A 21867-nucleotide genomic window follows, 5' to 3' on the forward strand; every position below is an offset into this window, starting at 1 on the left:
CCCCGTGACCCAAGCAAGCGCTTAGACAATTGCGGCCAGGGTCACACCCCGATACCCGTGACCGTCCGCGTACGGACGGGTAACTTCCCTCACAGCCCTGCCCGACCCACCGGTATGCGCACCCTCCGCCGGCACCCCCGCAACGAGGTGCCGCGCGCCGCGCCCTTCGACTGGAGCCGTGATGCCCGAAGCCGTCATCGTCTCGACCGCCCGCTCCCCCATCGGCCGCGCCTTCAAGGGCTCCCTGAAGGACCTCCGTCCCGACGACCTCACCGCCACGATCATCCAGGCCGCCCTGGCCAAGGTGCCCGAGCTCGACCCGCGCGACATCGACGACCTGATGCTCGGCTGCGGCCTGCCCGGCGGCGAGCAGGGCAACAACCTCGGCCGGATCGTCGCCGTGCAGATGGGCATGGACCACCTGCCGGGCTGCACGGTCACCCGTTACTGTTCCTCGTCGCTGCAGACGAGCCGCATGGCCCTGCACGCCATCAAGGCCGGCGAGGGCGACGTCTTCATCTCGGCCGGCGTCGAGATGGTCTCCCGCTTCACCAAGGGCAACTCCGACTCGCTGCCCGACACGCACAACCCGTTCTTCGCCGAGGCCGAGGCCCGCACCGCCGAGGTCGCCCAGCAGGAGGGCACCACCTGGCACGACCCGCGCGAGGACGGCCTGGTGCCGGACGCCTACATCGCGATGGGCCAGACCGCCGAGAACCTGGCCCGCTGGAAGGGCGTCACCCGGCAGGACATGGACGAGTTCGGCGTCCGTTCCCAGAACCTCGCCGAGGAAGCCATCAAGAACGGCTTCTGGGAGCGCGAGATCACCCCGGTGACCCTCCCCGACGGCACCGTGGTCAGCAAGGACGACGGCCCGCGCGCGGGCGTCACCCTGGAGGGCGTGCAGGGCCTCAAGCCCGTCTTCCGCCCCGACGGCCTGGTCACCGCCGGCAACTGCTGCCCGCTGAACGACGGCGCCGCCGCCGTCGTCATCATGTCGGACACCAAGGCCCGCGAGCTCGGTCTCACCCCGCTCGCCCGCATCGTCTCCACCGGCGTCTCGGGCCTGTCCCCCGAGATCATGGGTCTCGGCCCGGTCGAGGCGTCCCAGCAGGCGCTGCGCCGCGCCGGCCTGAGCATCGACGACATCGACCTGGTCGAGATCAACGAGGCGTTCGCCGCACAGGTCATCCCCTCCTACCGCGACCTCGGCATCCCGCTGGAGAAGCTGAACGTCAACGGCGGTGCCATCGCCGTCGGCCACCCCTTCGGCATGACCGGCGCCCGCATCACCGGCACGCTGATCAACTCCCTCCAGTTCCACGACAAGCAGTTCGGTCTGGAGACGATGTGCGTGGGCGGCGGCCAGGGCATGGCCATGGTCATCGAGCGCCTCAGCTGACCCCGTCGGCGACCCCTGCGTAGTCGCCTCACGACCGAGTGTGAGCCGTCGGCCCAGAACCCGGGAAACCCCTTGGTTCTGGGCCGATTTGTGATCCAATCTCCCTCAGGATGTGACCTACCTCCCTCGTTGGAGGTATTCACGCAGCTCAGAGCCGTTGCACCACCCGCCCCCCGAGCCAAAGACCTGTCCGGTTCGTGACGTTACGCACTGACAGCTGGATGGTCCGCCCTTCAAGCTGATGTAGGAAGTCGGGGGTCGACTTTGAACCGGGAGTACGTCAGTGAGCGCCATGCCGATCGCCCTGCTGCTCATCACGGCCGCCACCGGCGCCGTGGGCGTCGCCGTCCTGCGCACCCTCTTGGTGCTGCGCCGACAGGTCGCGGCCCTGCACACCGAGCTCGCCCGGGGCAACGCCGCGCGGACCGCCGGCCGCGTCCCGCAGGCCCGGCTCTCCGCCGACGCGGACGAGATACGCGCGGCCGTCGCGGAAGCCCTCGCCGAGGAGCGGGAGCGGGAACTGGCCGAGGCGCGTGCCTTCTGGGCCGCGCAGGAGGCCCGGGACGGCTCCGAGGGCCCCACGCTGCTGGGTCTGGCCGACAGTGAGCTGTTCCTGCCCCGGCAGGCCGACCTCGCGGGCCTCGACCATCTGGAGCCGGTCGCCGAGCCGGCCGCGGACGCCGACGAGTTCTCCTCCAAGGACCTCGTGCAGCCGGGCACCCCGACGGAGTCGCCGGAGCTGGCCGCCGCCCGCCGCCGGCACCCCTCCCACCCGGACTTCGTCCCGGTGCAGTCGCCGGTCGTGAACGACCACGAGCGCACCGTGGCCACCCTGGAGGACCTGGCCGCCTCGGCCGTCGCGCTGACGGACGTCCGCCCCGGCCCGCTGGGCACGCTGGACGTGTACGTGTTCGCCGACGGCACCACGCTGTGCATGACGCCGGGTCACCGCGAGACGGCCGAGCGGCTGGCCGAGGCCCTGCGCGCCGGCGAGACGCCGGTCCTGCTGGGCGGCTCGGGTGTCTCCGGGGCGTACACCCTGACCTTCGCCTGCGGTGACGAGAACGTCTACATCCTGGCCGACCGGGTCATAGCGTCCCTGTAGTCAGCGCGGTCCGGGGCGCTCAGACCCCGGCGCGCTTCTGCGCCTCCTCCACCAGCCGTACCGCGTCCTCGACCTCGTCGTCGGCCGTCAGGACGACGGCCAGGTCGTGCACGGCGACGGTGATCTGGTCCGCCGCGGCGAACATGCCGGCGTCCGGCATCTCCCGGGGCTCCGCGCCCGGTTCCTCCAGCAGCTGCGCCCGCCGGGACAACTCCCGGGCCAGGCTCAAAGCTTCGCTCGCCGCCGAGCGCTGCAGCCGGCTCTGCGGAGCGGCCCTCAGACGATCGGCGAAGTGATCCACGGCACGGGTCAGGGGCGTCGTATCAACCACGGACCCAACCTACGCGCCGCGGCGGGACTGTTGCCAACGGGCGGACGCTCAGGCACGGTGACCTGAAGGACCGGCTTACATCCCCTGCGTTCGGAGGCGCCGATGTCCCAAGTCTTCTCCGAGGAGACCCATCGCAACCTGCTCGCCCGCATCCCCCATTGCACCGGTCGTGAAGTGTCCGACTGGCTCCGTGCCGTCGAAGAAGGCCCCGCTCTCTTCAACTTCGAGGAGAAGGTCAGCTGGCTCCGCCACGAGCACAACCTCGCGTACGGCCACGCGAAGGCGATCATCCATGAGTACGACCTGAGGAGGGCCGCGCGCAAGCTGCTCTGAGGCCGCCGGCCGGGGCACCCGTGCGCGCCACGACACGCGAAGGGCCCCGGGTGGGAACCCGGGGCCCTTCCGCGTACGACGGTCGGCGACTAGTCGTTGCTGTTGAGGATCGCGATGAGACGCAGGAACTCCATGTAGATCCAGACCAGCGTCAGCGTCAGGCCGAAGGCCGCCAGCCAGGACTCCTCGCGCGGAGCGCCGTAGGCGATGCCGTCCTCGACCTGCTTGAAGTCCAGGGCGAGGAAGCAGGCGCCGAGCAGGATGCCGATGACACCGAAGAGGATGCCGAGCGGGCCGCTGCGGAAGCCGAGGCCGTCACCGCCGCCGAACACCGCGAACAGCAGGTTGATCGCCATCAGCACGATGAAGCCGAGCGCGGCCGCCATCACGAAGCCGACGAAGCGCCGGTTCACCCGGATCCAGCCGGCCTTGTAGGCCACCAGGACCGCGGCGAAGACCGCCATGGTGCCGAGCACCGCCTGCATGGCCGCACCGCTGGCGATGCGGTTGTCCACGACGCTGGAGACGACGCCGAGGAACACGCCCTCGAACGCGGCGTACGCCAGGATCAGCGCGGGCGAGGCCTTGCGCTTGAAGGACTGGACGAGCCCCAGCACCATGCCGATGAGGCCGGCGCCGATGGCGATGCCGTACGACCGGCTGATGTTCGCGTCGTCGACGGGCAGCGTCGCCCAGGCGAGGGCCGCCGTGACGATCAGCACGCCGAGGGTGGTGCCGGTGCGCATGAGGACGTCGTCCATCGTCATGCGGCCGGTGGTCGCGGGGGCCTGCGGCGGCGCCCCGTACTGAAGGTCCTGCTGCGCGTAGGGGTTCTGCGCGTACGGGTTGCCGGCCTGCGGCTGGGCGTAGGGGTTGCCCTGCGTGCCGACAGCGGCGCCCCCGGCCTGCGGCGCGGCGTTGAAGCCCGCGTAGCCGTTGTCGCGGCTGAACCCCCGTCGCGAGAAGACCGGGTTGCTGCTCCTCATTTCACTCCTCCATGGCCACCGTGCGCGGCCTTGGCTCAAGAGTAATGGATTGGCAAAGGATCGACCCTAATACCTGGGGAGGATCTTTCCCTCTTCGTGCTGGCCAACACGCTACGCGTCCGGGTGATTCCCGGCCATGACCGGGAGCGTTCATGACCAGACTGGAACGCGCCCGGAACCTGACGGAGATCACCCGGCCGCCGGACGGCCGTCCGGGGCGGTCGCGGGACGGGACGCGCCCGGCGGAGGGAGCGGGAAACGAGGGAACCGAGGAAGCGCGGAGGCGTGGAAGCGCGGAAGCGAAGAAGATCGGAAAGTGCCCAGAGCCGGACTTGAACCGGCACGCCCGCGAAGGGGCAGCGAGGTTTAAGCTCGCCGTGTCTGCATTCCACCATCTGGGCAGGCCATGGGCTCCGCATCGAAGTCCTGAGCCTATCGGGAGCCGCCTGTCGAACAGGGGCCGGGCGGGCCGATGTTGTCTTATTTTATTGGCGTCTGAGGGAGCATCAGCCCACGGAACGGGCCATCCGCACTTGCCAAGAGCGTTGCGCACGGCCGCCGGCGCCGTGTGCGGAATGACGGAATTTCACCGTCCGAACAAGGACGCCCCACCTGTTCTCGTACGGACCGCTCCTCCGGGCGCCCGTCATCCTCAGGTATGACGCCGGCGCCCGTGGTCCGTCCGCAGTCTGCCTCCGGAACCGGAACAGCGATGGACTACACGCCCCGATCCGGCCGGGACGATGGACGTGTCCTTCGAACACACCGTCACCCCCCCCCCAGGAGCGTTCCTCTCGTGACCACCGCATCCATCGCCGGCCGCGCCACCGCCGTGGCCGCACGTGCCACGGATCTGTCGAAGATCTACGGACAGGGCGAGACCCAGGTGGTCGCCCTCGACCGGGTCTCCGTCGAGTTCCGGCAGGCCGAGTTCACCGCGATCATGGGCCCGTCCGGTTCCGGCAAGTCGACGCTGATGCACTGCGTGGCGGGCCTGGACACCTTCTCCTCCGGGTCGGTGCGCATCGGCGACACCGAGCTGGGCTCCCTGAAGGACAAGCAGCTCACCCAGCTGCGCCGGGACAAGATCGGCTTCATCTTCCAGGCGTTCAACCTGCTGCCGACGCTCACGGCGCTGGAGAACATCACGCTGCCCATGGACATCGCGGGCCGCAAGCCGGACAAGGAGTGGCTGGACCGGGTGATCGGCATGGTCGGCCTCTCCGACCGGCTCCGGCACCGTCCCGCCCAGCTCTCCGGCGGCCAGCAGCAGCGCGTCGCCGTGGCCCGCGCCCTCGCCTCCCGGCCCGAGATCATCTTCGGTGACGAGCCGACCGGCAACCTCGACTCGCGTTCGGGCGCCGAGGTGCTCGGCTTCCTGCGCAACTCCGTGCGGGAGATGGGCCAGACGGTGGTCATGGTCACCCACGACCCGGTCGCCGCCTCCTACGCGGACCGCGTGGTCTTCCTCGCCGACGGCCGGATCGTCGACGAGATGCACAAGCCCACCGCGGACGACGTCCTGGACTTCATGAAGCAGTTCGACGCGAAGGGCCGCACCTCCTGATGTTCCGCACCGCCCTGCGCAACGTACTGGCGCACAAGGCCCGTCTGCTGATGACCGTGCTCGCCGTCATGCTCGGCGTCGCGTTCGTCTCCGGCACCCTGGTCTTCGCCGACACGCTCTCCAACGCCTTCCGCAACCAGTCGGCGAAGAGCTACGACGACGTCGCCGTCGCCGTCACCTCCTACGCCTCCTCGGACGACCCCGACGAGGAGCCCGGCCTGTCGCGGAGGACGATCGAGAAGATCGCCGCCGTGGACGGCGTCGCCTCCGCCCGCGGCCGGGTCGAGGGCTTCGCCGGGGTCGCCGACCCCGACGGGAAGCTGATCGGCGTCGGCTGGTCCAACAAGGGCTCCAACTTCGCCCCCGGCAAGGACGGCGAGGACTCCGCGTACACCTTCACCGAGGGCTCCGGCCCGGTGAAGGACGACCAGATCGCCCTGGACCGGGAGTCCGCCTCCAAGGGCGAGTACGAGGTCGGCGACCGGGTGCGCGTCGCGACCAACGGCCCGGTGAAGGAGTACACCCTCAGCGGGGTGTTCACCACCGAGGACGGCGCCGTGAACGCCGGCGGCAGCCTCGTCCTGTTCGACACCGCCGTCGCCCAGAAGCAGTACCTCAAGCCCGGCTACTTCGAGAGCGCCACCGTCACCGCCGCCCCCGGCGCGTCCGACGCGAAGATCCTCGACGCCGTGAAGCCGCTGCTGCCGGAGCACGCCGAGGCCCGCACCGGGCAGGCGCTCGCGGACGAGCAGGCCGACGACATCGAGCGCGGCATGGGCAGCCTCAAGCAGGTGCTGCTGGGCTTCGCGGGCATCGCCCTGTTCGTCGGTGTCTTCCTGATCTCCAACACCTTCACGATGCTGGTCGCCCAGCGCACGAAGGAGATCGCCCTGATGCGGGCCGTCGGCGCGTCCCGCCGGCAGATCACCCGCTCGGTGCTGGCGGAGGCCGCGCTGGTGGGCCTGGTCGCCTCGGTGGTCGGCTTCGTCCTCGGCATCGGTCTGGCGGCCGGGCTGCGCTCCGGCATGGCCGCGTTCGAGATGAAGATCCCGGACGGCCCGCTGATCGTGGGCACCACACCGGTGATCGCCGCGATCGCCGTGGGTGTGCTGATCACGATGCTCGCCGCCTGGCTGCCCGGCCGCCGGGCCGCGAAGATCCCGCCGGTGGCCGCCATGAACAGCGTCCACGCGGCGGCCACCACCAAGTCGCTGGTGCTGCGCAACTCGCTCGGCGCGGCCATCACCGCCCTCGGCGCCGGCGGCATCGTGGCGGGCGCCTCCTCCGGCGGCGACGACGGCCGGATGCTCATCGGGGCGGGCGCGTTCCTCGCGCTGATCGGTGTGATCGTGCTGATCCCGCTGCTCTCCCGGCCCGTGATCGCGCTGGTCCGGCCGCTGCTCGTCGGCCCGTTCGGCGTGGCCGGCAAGCTCGCCGGGCAGAACGCGGTCCGCAACCCGCGCCGCACCGGCGCCACCGCCTCGGCGCTGGCGATCGGGCTGACGCTGGTCACCGGCCTGTCGGTGCTCGGCATCACGGTCGGCACCGCCATCGACAAGATGACCACGGACAACATCAAGGCCGACTACATGGTCTCGATGGCGAACGGCGGGGACCTCGACCGGTCCGCGCTGACCGCGCTGGAGAAGGCCGACGGCGTCTCCGCGGTCTCCCCGCAGCAGAGCGTCTACTTCCAGGCCGGCGGCGACGACTTCGTGTCCGCCTCCGCGGTCACCCCGGGCGACATCGAGCGGGTCCTGCGCATGGACCTGGTGAGCGGCGACCTCGGCACCCTCGCCGACGGGCAGCTCGCCGTCGCCGAGAAGACGGCCCGCGGCAAGGGCTGGAAGCCCGGCGACAGCGTCCCCGTCACCTTCGGCGACGAGAAGAAGCAGACGCTGAAGGTCGGCGCGGTCTTCAAGGACAGCGAGTTCCTCTCCCCCGTCGTCGTCTCCGCGGAGGTCGTCGGCCCGCACGAGACGCGTCCGTCCATCCAGCAGATCTTCGTGAAGATGGACGGCGGCCAGAACGGCGCCAACGAGAAGGTCCTCGTCGACGCGCTGGGCGACAACCCGGCGATCACGATCATGGACCGGCAGGACATCCGCAACGAGTTCGGCGGCGCCATCAACACCCTGCTGAACATCATGTACGGCCTGCTGGCGATGGCCCTGATCATCGCGGTGCTGGGCGTCGTCAACACGCTGGCGATGTCGGTGTTCGAGCGGCAGCAGGAGATCGGCATGCTCCGCGCGATCGGCCTGGACCGGCGCCGGGTGAAGCGGATGGTGCGTCTGGAGGCCGTCGTCATCTCGGTGTTCGGCGCGGTGGTCGGTGTCGGTCTCGGCGCGTTCCTCGGCTGGGCGATCGGCGAGACCTTCGCGGACCAGGTGCCCGGGTACGCCCTGGTCCTGCCCTGGGACCGGATCGGGATCTTCCTGGTCCTGGCCGGGCTGGTCGGCGTCCTGGCCGCCATGTGGCCGGCGCGCAACGCGGCACGGCTGAACATGCTGAACGCCATCAAGGCCGAGTAGCCGTACGGCGCGAGCGGCACGGAAGAGGGCCGGGCCCCCGTCACGGGGGCCCGGCCCTTCGTCTTCCCGGGTCCGGATCAGCCGCCCCAGACACGGGCGCGCAGCGGCATCCCGGAGGCGCCGGAGTCGGGCGTGCGCACGGCCAGCACCTGGTTCACCCCGATGCGGTTGCGCTCGAACGCCAGCGCGGACGCGGCCATGTAGAGCCGCCAGACACGGGCGCGCCCCGGACCGGTGAGCCGGACCGCCCGGTCCCAGTGGTCCTCCAGGTTGGCGACCCAGCGGCGCAGCGTCAGGGCGTAGTGCTCGCGCAGCGACTCCACGTCCCGCACCTCGAACCCGGCGCGTTCCAGCTGTGCGACGGTCACACCGATCGGCTGGAGCTCCCCGTCGGGGAAGACGTACGCGTCGATGAACTCGTCGACCTGGTACGAGGATTCGTCGCGCTGCGGGCGGCGTCCGATCTGGTGGTTGAGCAGCCGTCCGCCGGGCTTGAGCAGCCGGTGCAGCACGTCCGCGTACTCCAGGTAGCGCTCGGCGCCGACGTGCTCGGCCATGCCGATGGAGGAGATGGCGTCGTAGGGGCCGTCGGCGACGTCCCGGTAGTCCTGGACGCGGATCTCCACCTTGTCCGTCAGGCCCCCGTCGGCGACGCGCTTGCGGGCGTACGCCGCCTGCTCCTGGGAGAGGGTGACGCCGACGACGTCCACGCCGTACTCGCGGGCGGCGTGCACGGCCATGGAGCCCCAGCCGCAGCCGACGTCGAGCAGGCGCATCCCGGGCTTCAGGCCCAGCTTGCGGCACACCAGGTCGAGCTTGTCGCGCTGGGCGTCCTCGAGCGTGCCCTCGGGGGGCGGGGCCGGCCAGTAGGCGCAGGAGTACACCATGGACGGGCCGAGGACGAGCTCGTAGAAGTCGTTGCCCACGTCGTAGTGGTGGCTGATGGCCCGCTTGTCGGTGCGTCTGGTGTGCCGGTGCCGGGGCCGGCGCACCTCCTCCGGCGGGGGCGCGGGCGGCAGCGGGAGCCCGCCGATGCGGACCAGTCCCCGGACGGCGGCGCGCGCCTCCGGGTCCCGCAGGATCTCCAGCGGGCCGCGGGCGTCGTCGCCGCGCTCCCACACGAGGCCGGCGAGCAGGTCGAGCGCGGTGTAGAGGTCTCCCTCGATGTCCAGGTCCCCGGCCACCCAGGCGCGGGCCAGGCCGAGTTCGCCGGGCTTGTAGAGCAGGCGGCGTACGGCACGGCGGTTGCGGACGACGAGCGCCGGGGCACCCGGCGGCCCCGACTGCGAGCCGTCCCAGGCGCGGATGCGCACCGGGAGGGGCGTTCCCAGCAGTTGTTCGAGAAGGACCTGCAGCCGCTGCGCGGCGTCAGCCATGGCGCACACCTCCGAATCCCGGAATGTCCAACACCACGTAAACACCTGAGGGGGGCGTGCGCAGTCCCCCACGCGCGTCACGGCTGGGCAAACAACCGTTACGGAGTCCCCGAACGCCGAAGGACCTCCCGCACCACGGATGGCGGGAGGTCCTTCGGGCCGGCCCGGGGGCCGGTGGGGTACCGGGAGGGTCAGGAGGCCTTGGCCTTCTCGCCCTTGTCGGCGGCGCTCGCGGCGGGCACCGGAGCGGGCTTGGCGGCCTCGTAGAACTCCTCGCGGGGAGTCTCCAGGGCGCCGAGCGACACGACCTCGCGCTTGAGGAACATGCCGAGGGTCCAGTCGGCGAAGACGCGGATCTTGCGGTTGAACGTCGGCATCGCCATGCCGTGGTAGCCACGGTGCATGTACCAGGCGAGACGTCCCTTGAGCTTGATCTTCATCTTGCCCATGACGATCATCGCGACGCCCTTGTGCAGGCCGAGGCCCGCGACCGCGCCCTTGTTGGCGTGGCTGTACTCCTTCTGCGGGAAGCCCCGCATGCCGGAGATCACGTTGTCGCCGAGGACCTTGGCCTGGCGCAGCGCGTGCTGGGCGTTCGGCGGGCACCAGGCGTTGGGGTTGCCGGCCTTGCGGCCGACGAGGTCCGGGACCTGGGCGTTGTCGCCGGCGGCCCAGATGTAGTCGGTGCCGACGACCTGGAGGGTCGGCTCGCAGTCGACGTGGCCGCGCGGGCCGAGGGGCAGGCCGAAGCGGGAGAGCGCCGGGTTGGGCTTGACGCCGGCCGTCCAGACGATCGTGTTCGAGTCGACCTCGAGCCCGTTCTTCAGCACGACGTGGCCGTCGACGCAGGAGTCCATGGAGGTGGAGAGGTAGACCTCGACCCCGCGGGCCTCCAGGTGCTCCTTGCCGTACTGGCCGAGCTTGGGGCCGACTTCGGGGAGGATCTTGTCGGCGGCGTCGACGAGGATGAACCGCATGTCCTCGCGCTTGACGCTGGAGTAGTACTTGGCCGCGTCGCGGGCCATGTCCTCGACCTCGCCGATCGTCTCGGCGCCGGCGAAGCCGCCGCCGACGAAGACGAAGGTGAGCGCCTTGCGGCGGATCTCCTCGTCGGTGGTGGAGTCGGCCTTGTCCAGCTGCTCCAGCACGTGGTTGCGCAGGCCGATGGCCTCCTCGATGCCCTTCATGCCGATGCCCTGCTCGGCGAGGCCGGGGATCGGGAAGGTGCGGGAGACCGCGCCCATGGCGATGACCAGGTAGTCGAAGGGCAGCTCGTACGCCTCGCCGACCAGCGGGGCGATCGTGGCGACCTTGCGGTCCTGATCGATGGTGGTGACCCGGCCGGTGAGGACCTCCGCCTTCGGCAACACGCGTCGCAGCGGGACGACGACGTGGCGCGGGGAGATGCTGCCGGCGGCGGTTTCGGGGAGGAAGGGCTGGTAGGTCATGTACGACCGGGGGTCGACGACCGTGACGGTCGCCTCGCCGTAGCGCATCTTCTTGAGAATGCGCCGAGCTGCGTACAGGCCTACGTACCCACCGCCTACTACGAGGATCCTGGGACGCTCCGTGGTGCTCATGCCATCGAGTATCCACCCGCCTCAGGGGGGTCGCTCGTGCGCCCCTTCACAAGCTCTTGCAGGGGCTGTGCTACACTCCCCGGCCCGCGTGACGCAGGTCATGGTCACGACCGGGAACCGGATTCCGCTACGACCCGTTGTCAATGCCGCGTGAGCTGCCTCTCTGCCTCGGGAAGCCTCCTGTGAGGGGGCCGGGACGGGGTCCGGAGCGGGGCGTCGGAGACCTGCTTACACCGCCCATCTGAACATGTTCAAGGGCCTGTTCACCCCTCGGAAGGGCCGACCGGCCCCTCTTGGGCCCCGGACTTGACGGAAATCCTTGTGAAGAACTTCACGAACTTTCTCCGAGGCCGCACCGGGACCGGCCCGCAAGGCCCCTTCAGGCCCGCTCACCCGTGCCGTCCACCGCTCAGCGGAGGCTGTTTGACCAGCGCCGTTCACCGGTACGGGGCATCCGCCCCGGCACTCCGGCGGGCGCCGGCGCCTCTGGCCGCCGACGCCCTCGGAACCTCGTGCGCGGAGCCCTAACGGTGACCCGGCCCCTGGTCCTGCCGGGCGTCGTCGATCTCCTCGGCCTCGGCCTCGATGCGCTCCTTGCGGACCGTGCCGTGGACGGTCTCCTGCTCGGTCCGCTCCTCGGCGGTCAGCCGGACCCGCTCCACCGGCACGGCCTCGGTCTCGGTCACCGGCCGCTCCTCGTGGAGGACGACCTCGTGCTCGGCCTCAGCGATGTCCGGGCCGGACATCGCGGCGCCGCGATTGGCATCGGTGATGGGCTCGCGCTCCACGCGCACCTCTTCGTGCCGCACCGGGACGGTCCGCTCGACCTCCTCGGTGACGACGTACTTGCGCAGCCGGGCGCGGCCGGACTCCCGGCGCTCGACACCCACGTGCATGCGCTCCTCGGAGCGCGTCATGGCGTCGTCGTCCCTGTCGCCGCGCGCCCTCATGGCCGCGTCGGCGGTCCCGGGCGCACCCGCGGCTCCGGCCGCGCCCGTGGTCCCGCCTTCGGCCGTCCCTGCGGCTCGCGCCGCCCCGGTTCCGCCGCCGTGCGCCCAGCCGCCCTCGCCGGGCTGGTTGGCCCTGGACCAGGACGCGTCCCAGTCGATGCCGTAGTACTCGTAGAGCTGATGCTCCTCGTCCACGGAGAGGTGGCCGCCACCGTCGGCGTCGACGCGCGGCGCGTCCTTGACCGTGCCCTTGGAGTACGGGACCTCGGTGTGGTCCTCCACGACCGTGGCGTCACGGATGGGCACGAAGGACTCGCTGGAGCCGAACATGCCCGTCTTGACCGACATCCACTCCGGCCGCCCCGTCGCGTCGTCGACGTAGACGTGCTTGACCTCGCCGATCTTCTTGCCGCCCTCGCCCAGGACCGGACGGTCCAGGACGTTGCCTATCTGCTCCCTGCTGATCATGGTTCGCCTCACCCTTCTCGTGGGGTTCGTCCCTTGACGGGTACACCCCCGCAAAAAGGGCAAAACGACTCAACGTCAAGGAAAAGGCGCCTACTTTTCGAAAGCGCCGACGACAAGTCGGCGCACCCGCACCACACCGCGAGGCGTTCCGACCGTCATCACGCGCAACGGTGCTCCGGTGGCGGCCGTGGTCCCGATCGCGGACTTCGAGGCGCCGGAGGAAGCGGCCGACGTCATGCTGGCGCGCGAAGCCGAAGCGGTCCTGGCCGAGGGCGGTCCCACCGTGACGATGGCGGAACTGCTGGCGGATCTGTTCACCGAGCGCGACGGCGAGGCGGTGTGAAGTACGCCTTCCGGTTCACCGCGGCGGTCAGGCCAAGGACCACGCGATCCCGTCCAGGATGTCGTGCTCGCTCACCACGACCTCCTCGGCGCCGACGCGTTCCATGATCGCGAGCAGGACCAGGGCGCCCGCCGCGATGACGTCGACGCGGCCCGGGTGCATGGACGGCACGGCCGCCCGTTCCGCGTGCGTGGAGCGCAGCAGCCGGTCGGTGATCTCCCGGACCCGGTCCCGGGTGACCCGGGAGTGGTGGATGCGGGCCGAGTCGTACTCCGGCAGGTCCTGGGCGATCGCCGACACCGTGGTCACCGAACCGGCCAGCCCGACCAGCGTCCGCGCCTCGCGCAGCGGCACCGACTCCTCGGCGAGGTCCAGGGCGGCCTCGATGTCGGCCCGTACGGCCGCGATCTGCGCGGCGGAGGGCGGGTCGGAGACGACGCCGTCCTTCACCAGATGACGCTCCGTCATCCGGACGCAGCCGACGTCCACGGAGCGCGCCGCGCGCACATGCTCCTCGCCGACGACGAACTCGGTCGAGCCGCCGCCGATGTCCACGACGAGGTACGGCCGCTTCAGGTCGGCCCGCCCGGTCAGTTCGCGCGTCGCACCGGTGAAGGAGAACTCGGCCTCCTGGTCGCCGGTGACGACCTCGGGCTCGACGCCCAGGATGTCCACGACACCGCGGACGAAGTCGTCGCGGTTCTCGGCGTCCCGGGACGCGGAGGTGGCGACGAAGCGGACCCGCTCGGCGCCGTGCTCCTCGATGACGGAGGCGTACTCGCGGCAGGCGGCGAAGGTGCGCTCCAGCGCCTCGGGCGCCAGCCGGCCCGTGCGGTCGACGCCCTGGCCGAGCCGCACGATCGTCATCCGCCGGTCCAGCTCGACGAGTTCACCGGTGTCCGGGTGCACGTCCGCCACGAGGAGCCGGATGGAGTTGGTGCCGCAGTCGACGGCCGCGACCCGGGTCACCGGTTCTCCTCCTCGGCTGGCAGCGTCACGCAGGCGCCCTTGCGCCACCACTCCGGCAGCATCGCCAGCGCCTCGTCGCCCAGCGGGTTGACGCCGGGGCCCGCGGCCAGCGAGTGCGCGACCAAAACGTGCAGGCACTTCACGCGGTCGGGCATCCCGCCCGCGCTGGGGAAGCCCGTCAGCTCCTCGATCTCGTCCCGCCGCCGGATGTAGTCCTCGTGCGCGGCGCGATACGCGGCCGCCAGCTCGGGGTCGCTCTCCAGACGCGCCGTCATCTCCTTCATCACGCCGTTGGCCTCGAGCGTGCCGATCGCCGACGACGCCTTCGGGCACGTCAGGTAGTACAGCGTCGGGAAGGGGGTGCCGTCGGGCAGGCGCGGGGCCGTCTCGACCACGTCCGGCTGGCCGCAGGGGCACCGGTGCGCGATCGCGCGCAGTCCGCGCGGGGGGCGTCCGAGCTGCTGCTTGAAGGCCGCGACGTCCGCGTCGGTGGGCTCGGTGCGCGGGGTGGGCGGCGGGGGCGTTTCCATGCCTGTCTTTCTATCGTCTCTGTTCGCTGCGGGCGGCGTCGGCCTTGTCGACGCCCTCCCAGAGGTTCGTGTACCAGGGGCGGTGGGCCGCGCCCAGGTCGGTCCGGGACTGCTTGGCCGCGTCCGGGTCGACGACGACGTAGCCGGTCTCACCCGGCATCACGTAGTGCAGCCGCAGCCGGATCTGCTGCTCGGCGTAGGCGTCGTCCTGCCAGCGGGCCTTGAGGTCGCGCAGCTCCTCGACGCGCCGGGCGGTCTCGGCCTTCTCCCGCTGGAGGTCGGCGATCTCGGCGCGCTGGGAGACGTACTGCCTTATCGGGTACGCCATCGCCACGACGAGGGTGCACACGACCAGCGCGAGCAGCGCGGCGCGTCCGGTGAGCCGGGAGCGCCGGGCCTGCCGCTTGGTCTGGGAGCGGTAGACACGGGCCGCCGTCTGCTCCCCGAGCAACCGGATCCTGGTCGCGGTGGAGAACCGGTCCCGGTCCTTCACGGCCATCTACCGCCTCCGTCTCAACGCGCGTACGTCCCCGCACACGGTACGGGACCGAGTACGGGGACGTACGTACGACGCTTCCTACGGGTGCGTGCCTCAGCCCTTGAAGCGGGGGAACGCGCTGCGGCCGGCGTACACCGCGGCGTCGTCGAGGATCTCCTCGATGCGCAGCAGCTGGTTGTACTTGGCGACGCGCTCGGAGCGGGCCGGGGCACCGGTCTTGATCTGGCCGCAGTTGGTGGCGACGGCCAGGTCGGCGATGGTGACGTCCTCGGTCTCACCGGAGCGGTGGGACATCATGCACTTGAAGCCGTTGCGCTGGGCGAGCTCGACGGCGTCCAGGGTCTCGGTGAGCGAGCCGATCTGGTTCACCTTCACCAGCAGGGCGTTGGCGGCGCCCTCCTCGATGCCGCGGGCGAGGCGCTCGGGGTTGGTGACGAACAGGTCGTCGCCGACGAGCTGGACCTTGTCGCCGAGCTTGTCGGTGATGGTCTTCCAGCCCTCCCAGTCGTCCTCGAACAGCGGGTCCTCGATGGAGACGAGCGGGTACGCGTCGACGAGCTCCGCGTAGTACTCGGTCATCTCGGCCGCCGAGCGGTCCTTGCCCTCGAAGGTGTAGACGCCGTCCTTGTAGAACTCGGAGGCGGCCACGTCGAGGGCGAGGGCGATCTGCTCGCCGGGGGTGTAGCCGGCTTCCTTGATGGCCTCGAGGATGAGGTCGAGGGCCTCGCGGTTGGAGCCGAGGTTCGGGGCGAAGCCGCCCTCGTCGCCGAGGCCGGTGGCCAGGCCCTTGCCCTTCAGAACCTTCTTCAGGGTGTGGTAGACCTCGGCGCCCCAGCGCAGCGCCTCGGAGAAGGACTCCGCGCCGATCGGGGCGATCATGAACTCCTGGATGTCCACGTTGGAGTCGGCGTGCGAGCCGCCGTTCAGGATGTTCATCATCGGCACCGGCAGCAGGTGCGCGTTCGGGCCGCCCAGGTAGCGGAAGAGCGGCAGGTCGCTGGCCTCGGAGGCGGCGTGGGCGACGGCGAGCGAGACGCCGAGGATGGCGTTGGCGCCGAGGGAGCCCTTGTTGTCGGTGGCGTCCAGGTCGAACATGGCCTGGTCGATCAGACGCTGCTCGGTGGCGTCGTAGCCGACGAGCTCCGGGCCGATCTGCTCGATGACGGCGAGGACGGCCTTCTCGACGCCCTTGCCGAGGTAACGGTTGGTGTCACCGTCGCGCAGCTCGATGGCCTCGAAGGCGCCGGTGGAAGCGCCGGACGGGACGGCGGCACGACCCGTGCTGCCGTCGTCGAGGCCGACCTCGACCTCGACCGTGGGATTGCCTCGGGAGTCCAGGATTTCCCGGGCTACGACGACGTCGATGGACGGCACGAGCATCTCCTTCGTGATGTGAAGCCTGTACGCAGCCCGCGGTGGGTGCTGCGAGACGAGCCTAACCGGCTCCGGGGCCTCGGCCGGCGGTCCACCGCTCTGTGGACAGAACCGAGAGCGAATTGTTTCCGAACGGAACAAAAAGCGGGCGCCTACACCACACAGAACCCCGCCCCGGCGCGTACGGGGGAACACGCGCCGGGGCGGGGAGTCTGCGGGGTCCTACTTCAGGTGGAGCTGCTGACCCGGGTAGATCAGGTCGGCGTCCTGGACGATGTCCTTGTTCAGCTTGAAGAGCTTCTCCCAGCCGCCCTTGACGTCGTGGTCCGCGGCGATCGTGCTGAGGGTGTCGCCCTTGACGACCTTGTACTCGCCGTCGCCCTTCTTGACCTTCTTGCCGGTCGGGGTGGTGACGGTCTTGGTGCTCTTCTCGGCGGCCGGACGCTCGGCGGAGCGGGAGGCCGGCTTCTCCTCGGTGGAGCGGGTGCTCTGCTCGCCACCGGTGGCGGAGGAGCCGTTGTAGGCCGCGCCGGACAGGCCGGTGCCGCAGTTCGGCCAGGCACCCTTGCCCTGGCTCGCGAGGACCTTCTCGGCTATCGCGATCTGCTGGGCCTTGGTGGCCTGGTCGGCGGTGGAGGCGTACTGCGTGCCGCCGTAGGCCGCCCAGGTCGAGGCGGAGAACTGCAGGCCGCCGTAGTAGCCGTTGCCGGTGTTGATCGACCAGTTGCCGCCGGACTCGCACTGGGCGACGGCGTCCCACTCGGAGGCGGTGGCGGCCGAGGCGCTGCCGGAGGCCATCAGCGGGCCGGCGACGGCGGCGGCGCCGGTGACGCCGACGACGGCGATGGCGCGGGCGGCCTTGGACGGACGGCGGTGCTTGCCCTTGCTGGAGAACAGCATGGAGAGATCCCCTCACCGACGCCTACGAGGTGAGCTGTCGGGTTCGGGCCGGTTGAGTTGCCCGGTCGCGCAACGCTGGTGCGTGCTGCGCGACTTCACCCCAAGCCGGTTCCGGCCGTCCTCGCCCCGGAGGGCCTCGACTTCCGGACCCGGCGCTTACCTTGGGTCCCCCGCTCCTGCCTACGGCGCTTGACGCGACGACTGTTCCCGTACGGCCGCCGGCAGGATTCGGCGTGACGGCTGTCGGGGCTCGCTCTGGTGGCGAGCGGTCACGACCGTAGACACGCCGCTCGGGGATTTTCAAAGACGATCAAGGCTTCTGAGATCTATCTCTCAGTCCATTCAAAACGGACATTCACCATGAAAGCAGGGCGCGAACTGCCGCTTCCTTTGGCCCCGTTCGGCCGTTATTCGGTGGGGACGTCCAGCGTCTGACCGGGGGCGATGCTGTTCGCGTCGGCACCGATGGCCGCCTTGTTCGCCTCGTACAGCGCGCGCCATCCGCCGTCGACGTCAAGGGAGTCGGCGATGGAGGCCAGCGTGTCGCCCTCGCGGACCCGGTAGGAGGCGTGGCGGCCGGAGGAGCCGGCGGTGGCGTCCTCGGTGCCGGACTCCTCGGCGCTCGCGCCGCGGTGACGTCCGGAACCGGCCGGTGCGTCCTCGATCGCGGCGGTGTCGACGAGGCTCCAGGAGCCTACGCTCTGCACGGAGTTGTCCTGATTGTCGCTCTTGGCCTTCTCCACGGGGGAGCTGTCCGGCGACTCCGGGGCCGTCGCCCCGCCCGTCTTGCCGGCCTTCTCGGACGCATCGGACTTATCAGCCGCAGAGGATGAAGAAGGGGAGGAAGTGGAGCTGTCGGGCGTTTCGGACGAGTCGTCCGGTGACGCGCTCGGCGTGCCCGACGCGTCGCCGGAGGCGGCCGAATCGCCGGAGGAGTCGGAGGATCCGGATGAATCGAGCAAGCCGGACGAGCCGGACACCTCGCTCGGGGAGTCCTCCCCGACCCCGGTGTCGAGGTCGATGGCCCCCGACTTCTTGGTGAGCCCGTGGAGCACCGCACAGGTGCCCCAGGGGCTCGTGCCGCGCTCCGCGAGGATGTCCTGCGCCACGGCGATCTGCTGGGAACGGCTCGCCAGATCCGGGCTGGCGGCGTAGTCGAGACCGCCGAACCTCTCCCAGTCCGTCTGGGTCAACTGGAGCCCGCCGTAGTGCCCGTTGCCCGTGTCGGCGCTCCAGGAGCCGCCGCTCTCGCAGTCGGCGACCTTGTCCCACACGCTGCCGTCCGCCGCGCTCGCGCCCGAGGCGCCGAGGAGCGGGATGGCGATGGCGGAGCCGGTCACTCCGGCAGCGACAAGAAGAGCCGGAGCCTGACGGGGGCGACGGTGACGACCGTTCCCGGAGAGCATGCGGGGACCTTTCGCGAGACAGCGGTGACCAAGGCGCACGGAACCCGCGTGCCTTCGTTGATGGGTGAACGTATAGGCAGACGATCACTTGTCACAAGTTAATGCCGCGCAGATCACGTGAAGATCACAGAGGTGAGCGCGTGTCACGTTTGCGGAGCGGAACGGTTGCCTCCGACCGGGGTGAACTCCACCGGCAGGGTGCGCAGGCCCCGCATGATGAGCCCGCCGCGCCACCTCAACTCGGCCGGGTCGGCGGCCAGTCGCAGGTCCGGGAGCCGGGTGAGCAGGGTGGCCAGGGCCGTCTGCCCCTCCAGCCTGGCCAGCGGGGCGCCGAGGCAGTAGTGGATGCCGTGGCCGTAGCCGAGGTGCTGGTTGTCGCGCCGGCCGAGGTCGAGGACGTCGGGGTCGGCGAACCGCTCCGGGTCACGGTCGGCGGCGGCGAGGACGACGAGCACCGGGTCACCCGCGGCGATGTCCTGTCCGCCGATGGTCAGCGGCTCGGTGGCGAACCGCCAGGTGGCGAGCTCCACCGGCCCGTCGTAGCGCAGCAGTTCCTCGACGCCGGTCTCCAGCAGGGCGGTGTCGTGGGCGGCCAGGGAGTCCTGGAGCCGGGCACGCTGGCCGGGGTGGGTGAGCAGGGCGTAGGTGCCGTTCCCGATGAGGTTGACGGTGGTCTCGAAGCCGGCGAACAGCAGGATGAAGGCCATGGCGGCGGCCTCGTTCTCGGTGAGGTGCTCGCCGTGGTCGGAGGCCCGGATGAGACCGGAGATGAGGTCCTCGTCCGGGGTGGGCGCGCCGGGCAGGGCTTCGCGCTTGCGGTGGATGAGTTCGGCCAGATAGCCGCGCATCTTCTTCACGGACCGGGCCACCCCGCCGCGGGGCCCGCCCTGGTGCCGGATCATCATGCCCGCCCAGTCCCGGAAGTCGTCCTGGTCCTCGCGGGGGACGCCGAGCAGGTCGCAGATGGCGTGGATGGGCAGCGGGAAGGCGAACTCGTGGATGAGGTCGGCCTCCCCCTTCCCGGCGAACCCGTCGATCAGCTGGTCGGTCAGCTCCTGCACGCGGGGCGCGAACGCGGCGACGCGGCGCGGGGTGAACGCCTTGCTGACCAGCCGCCGCAGCCGGGTGTGGTCCGGCGGGTCGATGTTCAGCAGATGCGTCATCAGCTCGGCCTTGCGCTCTCCGGGGATGCCGGTGCGGCCCTTGGCGTGGGCCGGTTCGGCGTGATGGGCCGGGTTCTTGGAGAGCCGGTTGTCGGCGAGCGTCTGCTTGGCGTCGGCGTACCGGGTGACCAGCCAGGCCTCCACCCCGCTGGGCAGCCGGGTCCGGTGCACGGGCGCGTGCTCCCGCAGCCAGGCGTACGCGGGGTACGGGTCGCTGGCGAACTCCCAGGTGAACAGCTCGGGAGCGCCGGGGGCGGGCGCGGGGCGGTGGGGCTGGTCGGTCACGCCCCCGACCGTATCTGCCCTAGGCGGACACGCCCTCCGCGGCCCGGACCGCGTCCCGGTAGGCGCGGGCGGCGACCCGCAGGGCGGCCTCCGGGTCGACGCCGGCCTCCGCGGCCCGCACGGCCGTGGCGAGCAGGTCGTACCCGACGCCCTCCCCCGTCGGCAGCGGGACGTCCAGGCCGGCCGTGCGGACCCGGGACGCCAGCTTCGCCGCGAGGGCGAGGCCCGGCTGGCCGAGCGGGATGCCGTCGGTCACCGACTCCCGCCGCTTCTCCTCGGCCTTCGTCCGCAGCCAGTGCTCACGGACCTCCTCGGGAGTCGTCGCGGTCGCGTCGCCGAAGACATGGGGATGGCGGTGGATGAGCTTGGCCACGATGCCGCCGGCGACGTCGTCGACGGAGAAGGGCGCGTCGGGGTGCTCCTCGGCGATCCGGGCGTGGAAGACGACCTGGAGCAGGACGTCGCCCAGTTCCTCGCGCAGCTCGTCGCGGTCGCCGTCCTCGATCGCCTCGACCAGTTCGTACGCCTCCTCGATGCCGTACTTGGCCAGGCCCTCGTGGGTCTGCCGGGAGGACCAGGGGCACTCGGCGCGGATGCGGTCCATGACCTGGACGAGGTCGAGGAGGCGGGCGCCGGGCAGGTCGTAGGAGGCGGGCAGCAGCTCCAGCTCGGGCATCCGCACCCGGCCGGTGCCGGCGAGACGGGCCAGGCCGTCGGTGAGCGCGGGCTCGCCCTCGCCGGTGGCGACGACCACGGCGGTCCGGCCGCCGGAGCACGCCTCGACCAGCTGCTCGGCGGTCGGGGCGGCCTCGTCGACCGTGATCCCGGCCTCGCGCAGATACGGCAGCTGCGGGTGCGCGCCGTCCGCGCACAGCACCCGGTCGGTCGCGCGCAGCGCCTGCCAGGCCGGCCAGGACAGCAGGCCGGGGGCGACGCGGTGGCTGGTGGTGAGCAGGACGATACGGCCGGGGGCGGCTTCGGGACTGGTTGCGTTCACGCTCCGAACGTAACCCACGCCCCGGGTGCGGCCCTTCGGCCGTCCCCGGACCGGCCGGCTACGCGGGCTGCTGGGGCGCGGTGACCTCGCGCAGCCAGGGGGCCTTGGCGTCCGTGCGGGCGCTCTGGCGGGCGTCCCAGGTGCCGTAGCGGGGGTTGAGGTCGATGTCGAGCTTCTTGGAGGCCGCGGCCAGCGCGTCCCAGAAGGCGGGCTTGCCGGTGTCGGTGCCGAGCGCGGTGGCGAGCTTCTGGGCCTCCAGCTGGAGGCGGAGGTTGTCGTCGAGACGCTGCGGCGGGACGCCGTACTGCTGGAGCCAGGACGTCTCGAGCGCCTTCGCGCCGCCGACCTGCTTCTCCAGGCCGTCCCGCATCTCCTGGACCTCCTTGCGGGTGACGCTCACCCCGCGGTCGAGGGCGGCCCGGTGCAGCACCCGGTCGAGGACCATGGTGTGCAGCACGTCGCGCGGGAGGGTGCCGGACTTGGCGACGACCTGGGCGTAGGCGGCCTCGTCGGGGACGGCCGCGCGCTGGGCGTCGCGTACCTCGCTCACCCGGTTCTCCAGCTGGGCGACGGTGATCCGCTGGTCTCCGACGACGGCGGCCGCGCCCGGATGCGCGTCGCTTCCGCACGCGGTGAGCAGGGGTGCCGCGGCGAGCGCGGCGGAGAGCAGGAGCGCGGTACGACGGCGGCGGTGCAAGGAGACCTCCCGAGGGGCGCTTGTGCGACGGTGCACAAAGTCTTGCGATGATCGATGGTAGGCAGTGGGCAG

The 21867-nt window shown here is 71.0% G+C and carries 19 protein-coding genes, 1 tRNA gene, 1 pseudogene and 1 riboswitch; of the genes and pseudogenes, 6 read left to right on the plus strand and 15 right to left on the minus strand.

The genetic code is table 11. The annotated features are described in order from the left end of the window. Positions 1 to 181 precede the first annotated feature (181 nt). Together ACFV46_RS04675 and ACFV46_RS04680 are read left to right on the plus strand one after the other, a co-directional pair. Positions 182 to 1402, plus strand: a complete 1221-nt coding sequence (locus tag ACFV46_RS04675) for an acetyl-CoA C-acetyltransferase (protein WP_361923588.1) — start codon at positions 182 to 184, stop codon at positions 1400 to 1402. Positions 1403 to 1685: 283 nt separating this feature from the next. Beyond that, positions 1686 to 2507: a hypothetical protein gene (locus ACFV46_RS04680; RefSeq protein ID WP_376727258.1), complete on the plus strand. Its 822-nt coding sequence runs from the start codon at positions 1686 to 1688 to the stop codon at positions 2505 to 2507. Positions 2508 to 2526: 19 nt separating this feature from the next. Here ACFV46_RS04680 and ACFV46_RS04685 read toward each other — a convergent pair whose 3' ends face one another. Then, positions 2527 to 2838, minus strand: coding sequence for a hypothetical protein (locus tag ACFV46_RS04685; RefSeq protein WP_361923582.1), 312 nt, complete (start codon positions 2836 to 2838; stop codon positions 2527 to 2529). Between the two features lie 102 nt (positions 2839 to 2940). Between ACFV46_RS04685 and ACFV46_RS04690 the strand changes: the two genes are divergently transcribed. Beyond that, positions 2941 to 3171, plus strand: coding sequence for a DUF4287 domain-containing protein (locus ACFV46_RS04690; protein ID WP_037888320.1), 231 nt, complete (start codon positions 2941 to 2943; stop codon positions 3169 to 3171). 89 nt (positions 3172 to 3260) lie between these two features. Here ACFV46_RS04690 and ACFV46_RS04695 read toward each other — a convergent pair whose 3' ends face one another. Further along, positions 3261 to 4157 (minus strand): Bax inhibitor-1/YccA family protein, encoded by an 897-nt coding sequence (locus tag ACFV46_RS04695; protein ID WP_361923579.1) that lies wholly within the window; start codon positions 4155 to 4157, stop codon positions 3261 to 3263. 317 nt (positions 4158 to 4474) lie between these two features. Then, positions 4475 to 4558, minus strand: a tRNA-Leu gene (locus ACFV46_RS04700). Between the two features lie 395 nt (positions 4559 to 4953). On the opposite strand from ACFV46_RS04700, the gene ACFV46_RS04705 reads away from it, so the two are divergent. Both ACFV46_RS04705 and ACFV46_RS04710 read left to right on the plus strand, forming a co-directional pair. After that, on the plus strand, positions 4954 to 5724 hold the full coding sequence (locus ACFV46_RS04705) for an ABC transporter ATP-binding protein (protein WP_361923576.1): 771 nt from the start codon (positions 4954 to 4956) through the stop codon (positions 5722 to 5724). Next, positions 5724 to 8258 carry an ABC transporter permease gene (locus ACFV46_RS04710; protein ID WP_376727257.1) on the plus strand — a complete coding sequence of 845 codons (2535 nt, stop codon included), beginning with the start codon at positions 5724 to 5726 and terminating at the stop codon, positions 8256 to 8258. The genes ACFV46_RS04705 and ACFV46_RS04710 overlap by 1 nt, the downstream gene beginning before the upstream one ends. 77 nt (positions 8259 to 8335) lie before the next feature. Here ACFV46_RS04710 and ACFV46_RS04715 read toward each other — a convergent pair whose 3' ends face one another. The 3 genes from ACFV46_RS04715 to ACFV46_RS04725 form a co-directional block, all read right to left on the minus strand. Continuing rightward, positions 8336 to 9634 (minus strand): cyclopropane-fatty-acyl-phospholipid synthase family protein, encoded by a 1299-nt coding sequence (locus tag ACFV46_RS04715; RefSeq protein ID WP_361923570.1) that lies wholly within the window; start codon positions 9632 to 9634, stop codon positions 8336 to 8338. A 191-nt stretch (positions 9635 to 9825) separates the two neighbouring features. Next, complete coding sequence (locus tag ACFV46_RS04720; RefSeq protein ID WP_115508360.1) at positions 9826 to 11214, minus strand: NAD(P)/FAD-dependent oxidoreductase; 1389 nt, start codon at positions 11212 to 11214, stop codon at positions 9826 to 9828. 524 nt (positions 11215 to 11738) lie between these two features. Then, entirely contained in the window at positions 11739 to 12632 is an 894-nt protein-coding gene (locus ACFV46_RS04725; RefSeq protein ID WP_385497005.1) for a DUF2382 domain-containing protein, read from the minus strand. A 142-nt stretch (positions 12633 to 12774) separates the two neighbouring features. On the opposite strand from ACFV46_RS04725, the pseudogene ACFV46_RS04730 reads away from it, so the two are divergent. After that, a pseudogene (locus tag ACFV46_RS04730) lies at positions 12775 to 12975 on the plus strand (type II toxin-antitoxin system prevent-host-death family antitoxin); the annotation flags it as partial. A gap of 27 nt (positions 12976 to 13002) precedes the next feature. On the opposite strand, the gene ACFV46_RS04735 reads toward ACFV46_RS04730, so the two are convergent. The 9 genes from ACFV46_RS04735 to ACFV46_RS04775 form a co-directional block, all read right to left on the minus strand. Beyond that, on the minus strand, positions 13003 to 13944 hold the full coding sequence (locus ACFV46_RS04735) for an exopolyphosphatase (protein WP_376727254.1): 942 nt from the start codon (positions 13942 to 13944) through the stop codon (positions 13003 to 13005). Beyond that, the gene (locus ACFV46_RS04740; RefSeq protein WP_361923561.1) at positions 13941 to 14474 is read right to left on the minus strand and encodes a DUF501 domain-containing protein; all 534 of its coding nucleotides are present in this window, start codon (positions 14472 to 14474) and stop codon (positions 13941 to 13943) included. Before ACFV46_RS04740 ends, ACFV46_RS04735 begins: the two co-directional genes overlap by 4 nt. 10 nt (positions 14475 to 14484) lie before the next feature. Further along, complete coding sequence (locus tag ACFV46_RS04745; RefSeq protein ID WP_151784405.1) at positions 14485 to 14973, minus strand: septum formation initiator family protein; 489 nt, start codon at positions 14971 to 14973, stop codon at positions 14485 to 14487. Positions 14974 to 15066: 93 nt separating this feature from the next. Continuing rightward, positions 15067 to 16347, minus strand: coding sequence for a phosphopyruvate hydratase (gene eno, locus ACFV46_RS04750; RefSeq protein ID WP_151784406.1), 1281 nt, complete (start codon positions 16345 to 16347; stop codon positions 15067 to 15069). A gap of 222 nt (positions 16348 to 16569) precedes the next feature. Then, positions 16570 to 17247: a transglycosylase family protein gene (locus tag ACFV46_RS04755; RefSeq protein WP_361923557.1), complete on the minus strand. Its 678-nt coding sequence runs from the start codon at positions 17245 to 17247 to the stop codon at positions 16570 to 16572. Positions 17248 to 17251: 4 nt separating this feature from the next. Then, positions 17252 to 17445, minus strand: a riboswitch (cyclic di-AMP (ydaO/yuaA leader). Positions 17446 to 17654: 209 nt separating this feature from the next. Further along, a complete protein-coding gene (locus ACFV46_RS04760) occupies positions 17655 to 18653 on the minus strand; it encodes a transglycosylase family protein (RefSeq protein WP_376727251.1) in 999 nt (332 codons plus the stop codon). Between the two features lie 143 nt (positions 18654 to 18796). Beyond that, complete coding sequence (locus tag ACFV46_RS04765; RefSeq protein ID WP_385497006.1) at positions 18797 to 20101, minus strand: cytochrome P450; 1305 nt, start codon at positions 20099 to 20101, stop codon at positions 18797 to 18799. Positions 20102 to 20120: 19 nt separating this feature from the next. Next, positions 20121 to 21098, minus strand: a complete 978-nt coding sequence (locus ACFV46_RS04770) for a nucleoside triphosphate pyrophosphohydrolase (RefSeq protein ID WP_385497007.1) — start codon at positions 21096 to 21098, stop codon at positions 20121 to 20123. Between the two features lie 58 nt (positions 21099 to 21156). After that, positions 21157 to 21795, minus strand: coding sequence for a SurA N-terminal domain-containing protein (locus tag ACFV46_RS04775; protein ID WP_361923545.1), 639 nt, complete (start codon positions 21793 to 21795; stop codon positions 21157 to 21159). Positions 21796 to 21867: the final 72 nt, after the last annotated feature.

Origin of the sequence: Streptomyces sp. NPDC059852 (genome assembly GCF_042731455.1) — a bacterium.
Lineage (GTDB): Bacteria > Actinomycetota > Actinomycetes > Streptomycetales > Streptomycetaceae > Streptomyces.

Excerpts from the sequence above, each read along its gene's own strand:
- ACFV46_RS04675 (WP_361923588.1), top strand. The coding sequence starts at position 182 with ATGCCCGAAGCCGTCATCGTCTCGACCGCCCGCTCCCCCATCGGCCGC.
- ACFV46_RS04690 (WP_037888320.1), top strand. The coding sequence starts at position 2,941 with ATGTCCCAAGTCTTCTCCGAGGAGACCCATCGCAACCTGCTCGCCCGC.
- ACFV46_RS04695 (WP_361923579.1), bottom strand. The coding sequence starts at position 4,157 with ATGAGGAGCAGCAACCCGGTCTTCTCGCGACGGGGGTTCAGCCGCGAC.
- ACFV46_RS04710 (WP_376727257.1), top strand. The coding sequence starts at position 5,724 with ATGTTCCGCACCGCCCTGCGCAACGTACTGGCGCACAAGGCCCGTCTG.
- ACFV46_RS04715 (WP_361923570.1), bottom strand. The coding sequence starts at position 9,634 with ATGGCTGACGCCGCGCAGCGGCTGCAGGTCCTTCTCGAACAACTGCTG.
- ACFV46_RS04720 (WP_115508360.1), bottom strand. The coding sequence starts at position 11,214 with ATGAGCACCACGGAGCGTCCCAGGATCCTCGTAGTAGGCGGTGGGTAC.
- ACFV46_RS04725 (WP_385497005.1), bottom strand. The coding sequence starts at position 12,632 with ATGATCAGCAGGGAGCAGATAGGCAACGTCCTGGACCGTCCGGTCCTG.
- ACFV46_RS04740 (WP_361923561.1), bottom strand. The coding sequence starts at position 14,474 with ATGGAAACGCCCCCGCCGCCCACCCCGCGCACCGAGCCCACCGACGCG.
- ACFV46_RS04745 (WP_151784405.1), bottom strand. The coding sequence starts at position 14,973 with ATGGCCGTGAAGGACCGGGACCGGTTCTCCACCGCGACCAGGATCCGG.
- ACFV46_RS04755 (WP_361923557.1), bottom strand. The coding sequence starts at position 17,247 with ATGCTGTTCTCCAGCAAGGGCAAGCACCGCCGTCCGTCCAAGGCCGCC.
- ACFV46_RS04760 (WP_376727251.1), bottom strand. The coding sequence starts at position 18,653 with ATGCTCTCCGGGAACGGTCGTCACCGTCGCCCCCGTCAGGCTCCGGCT.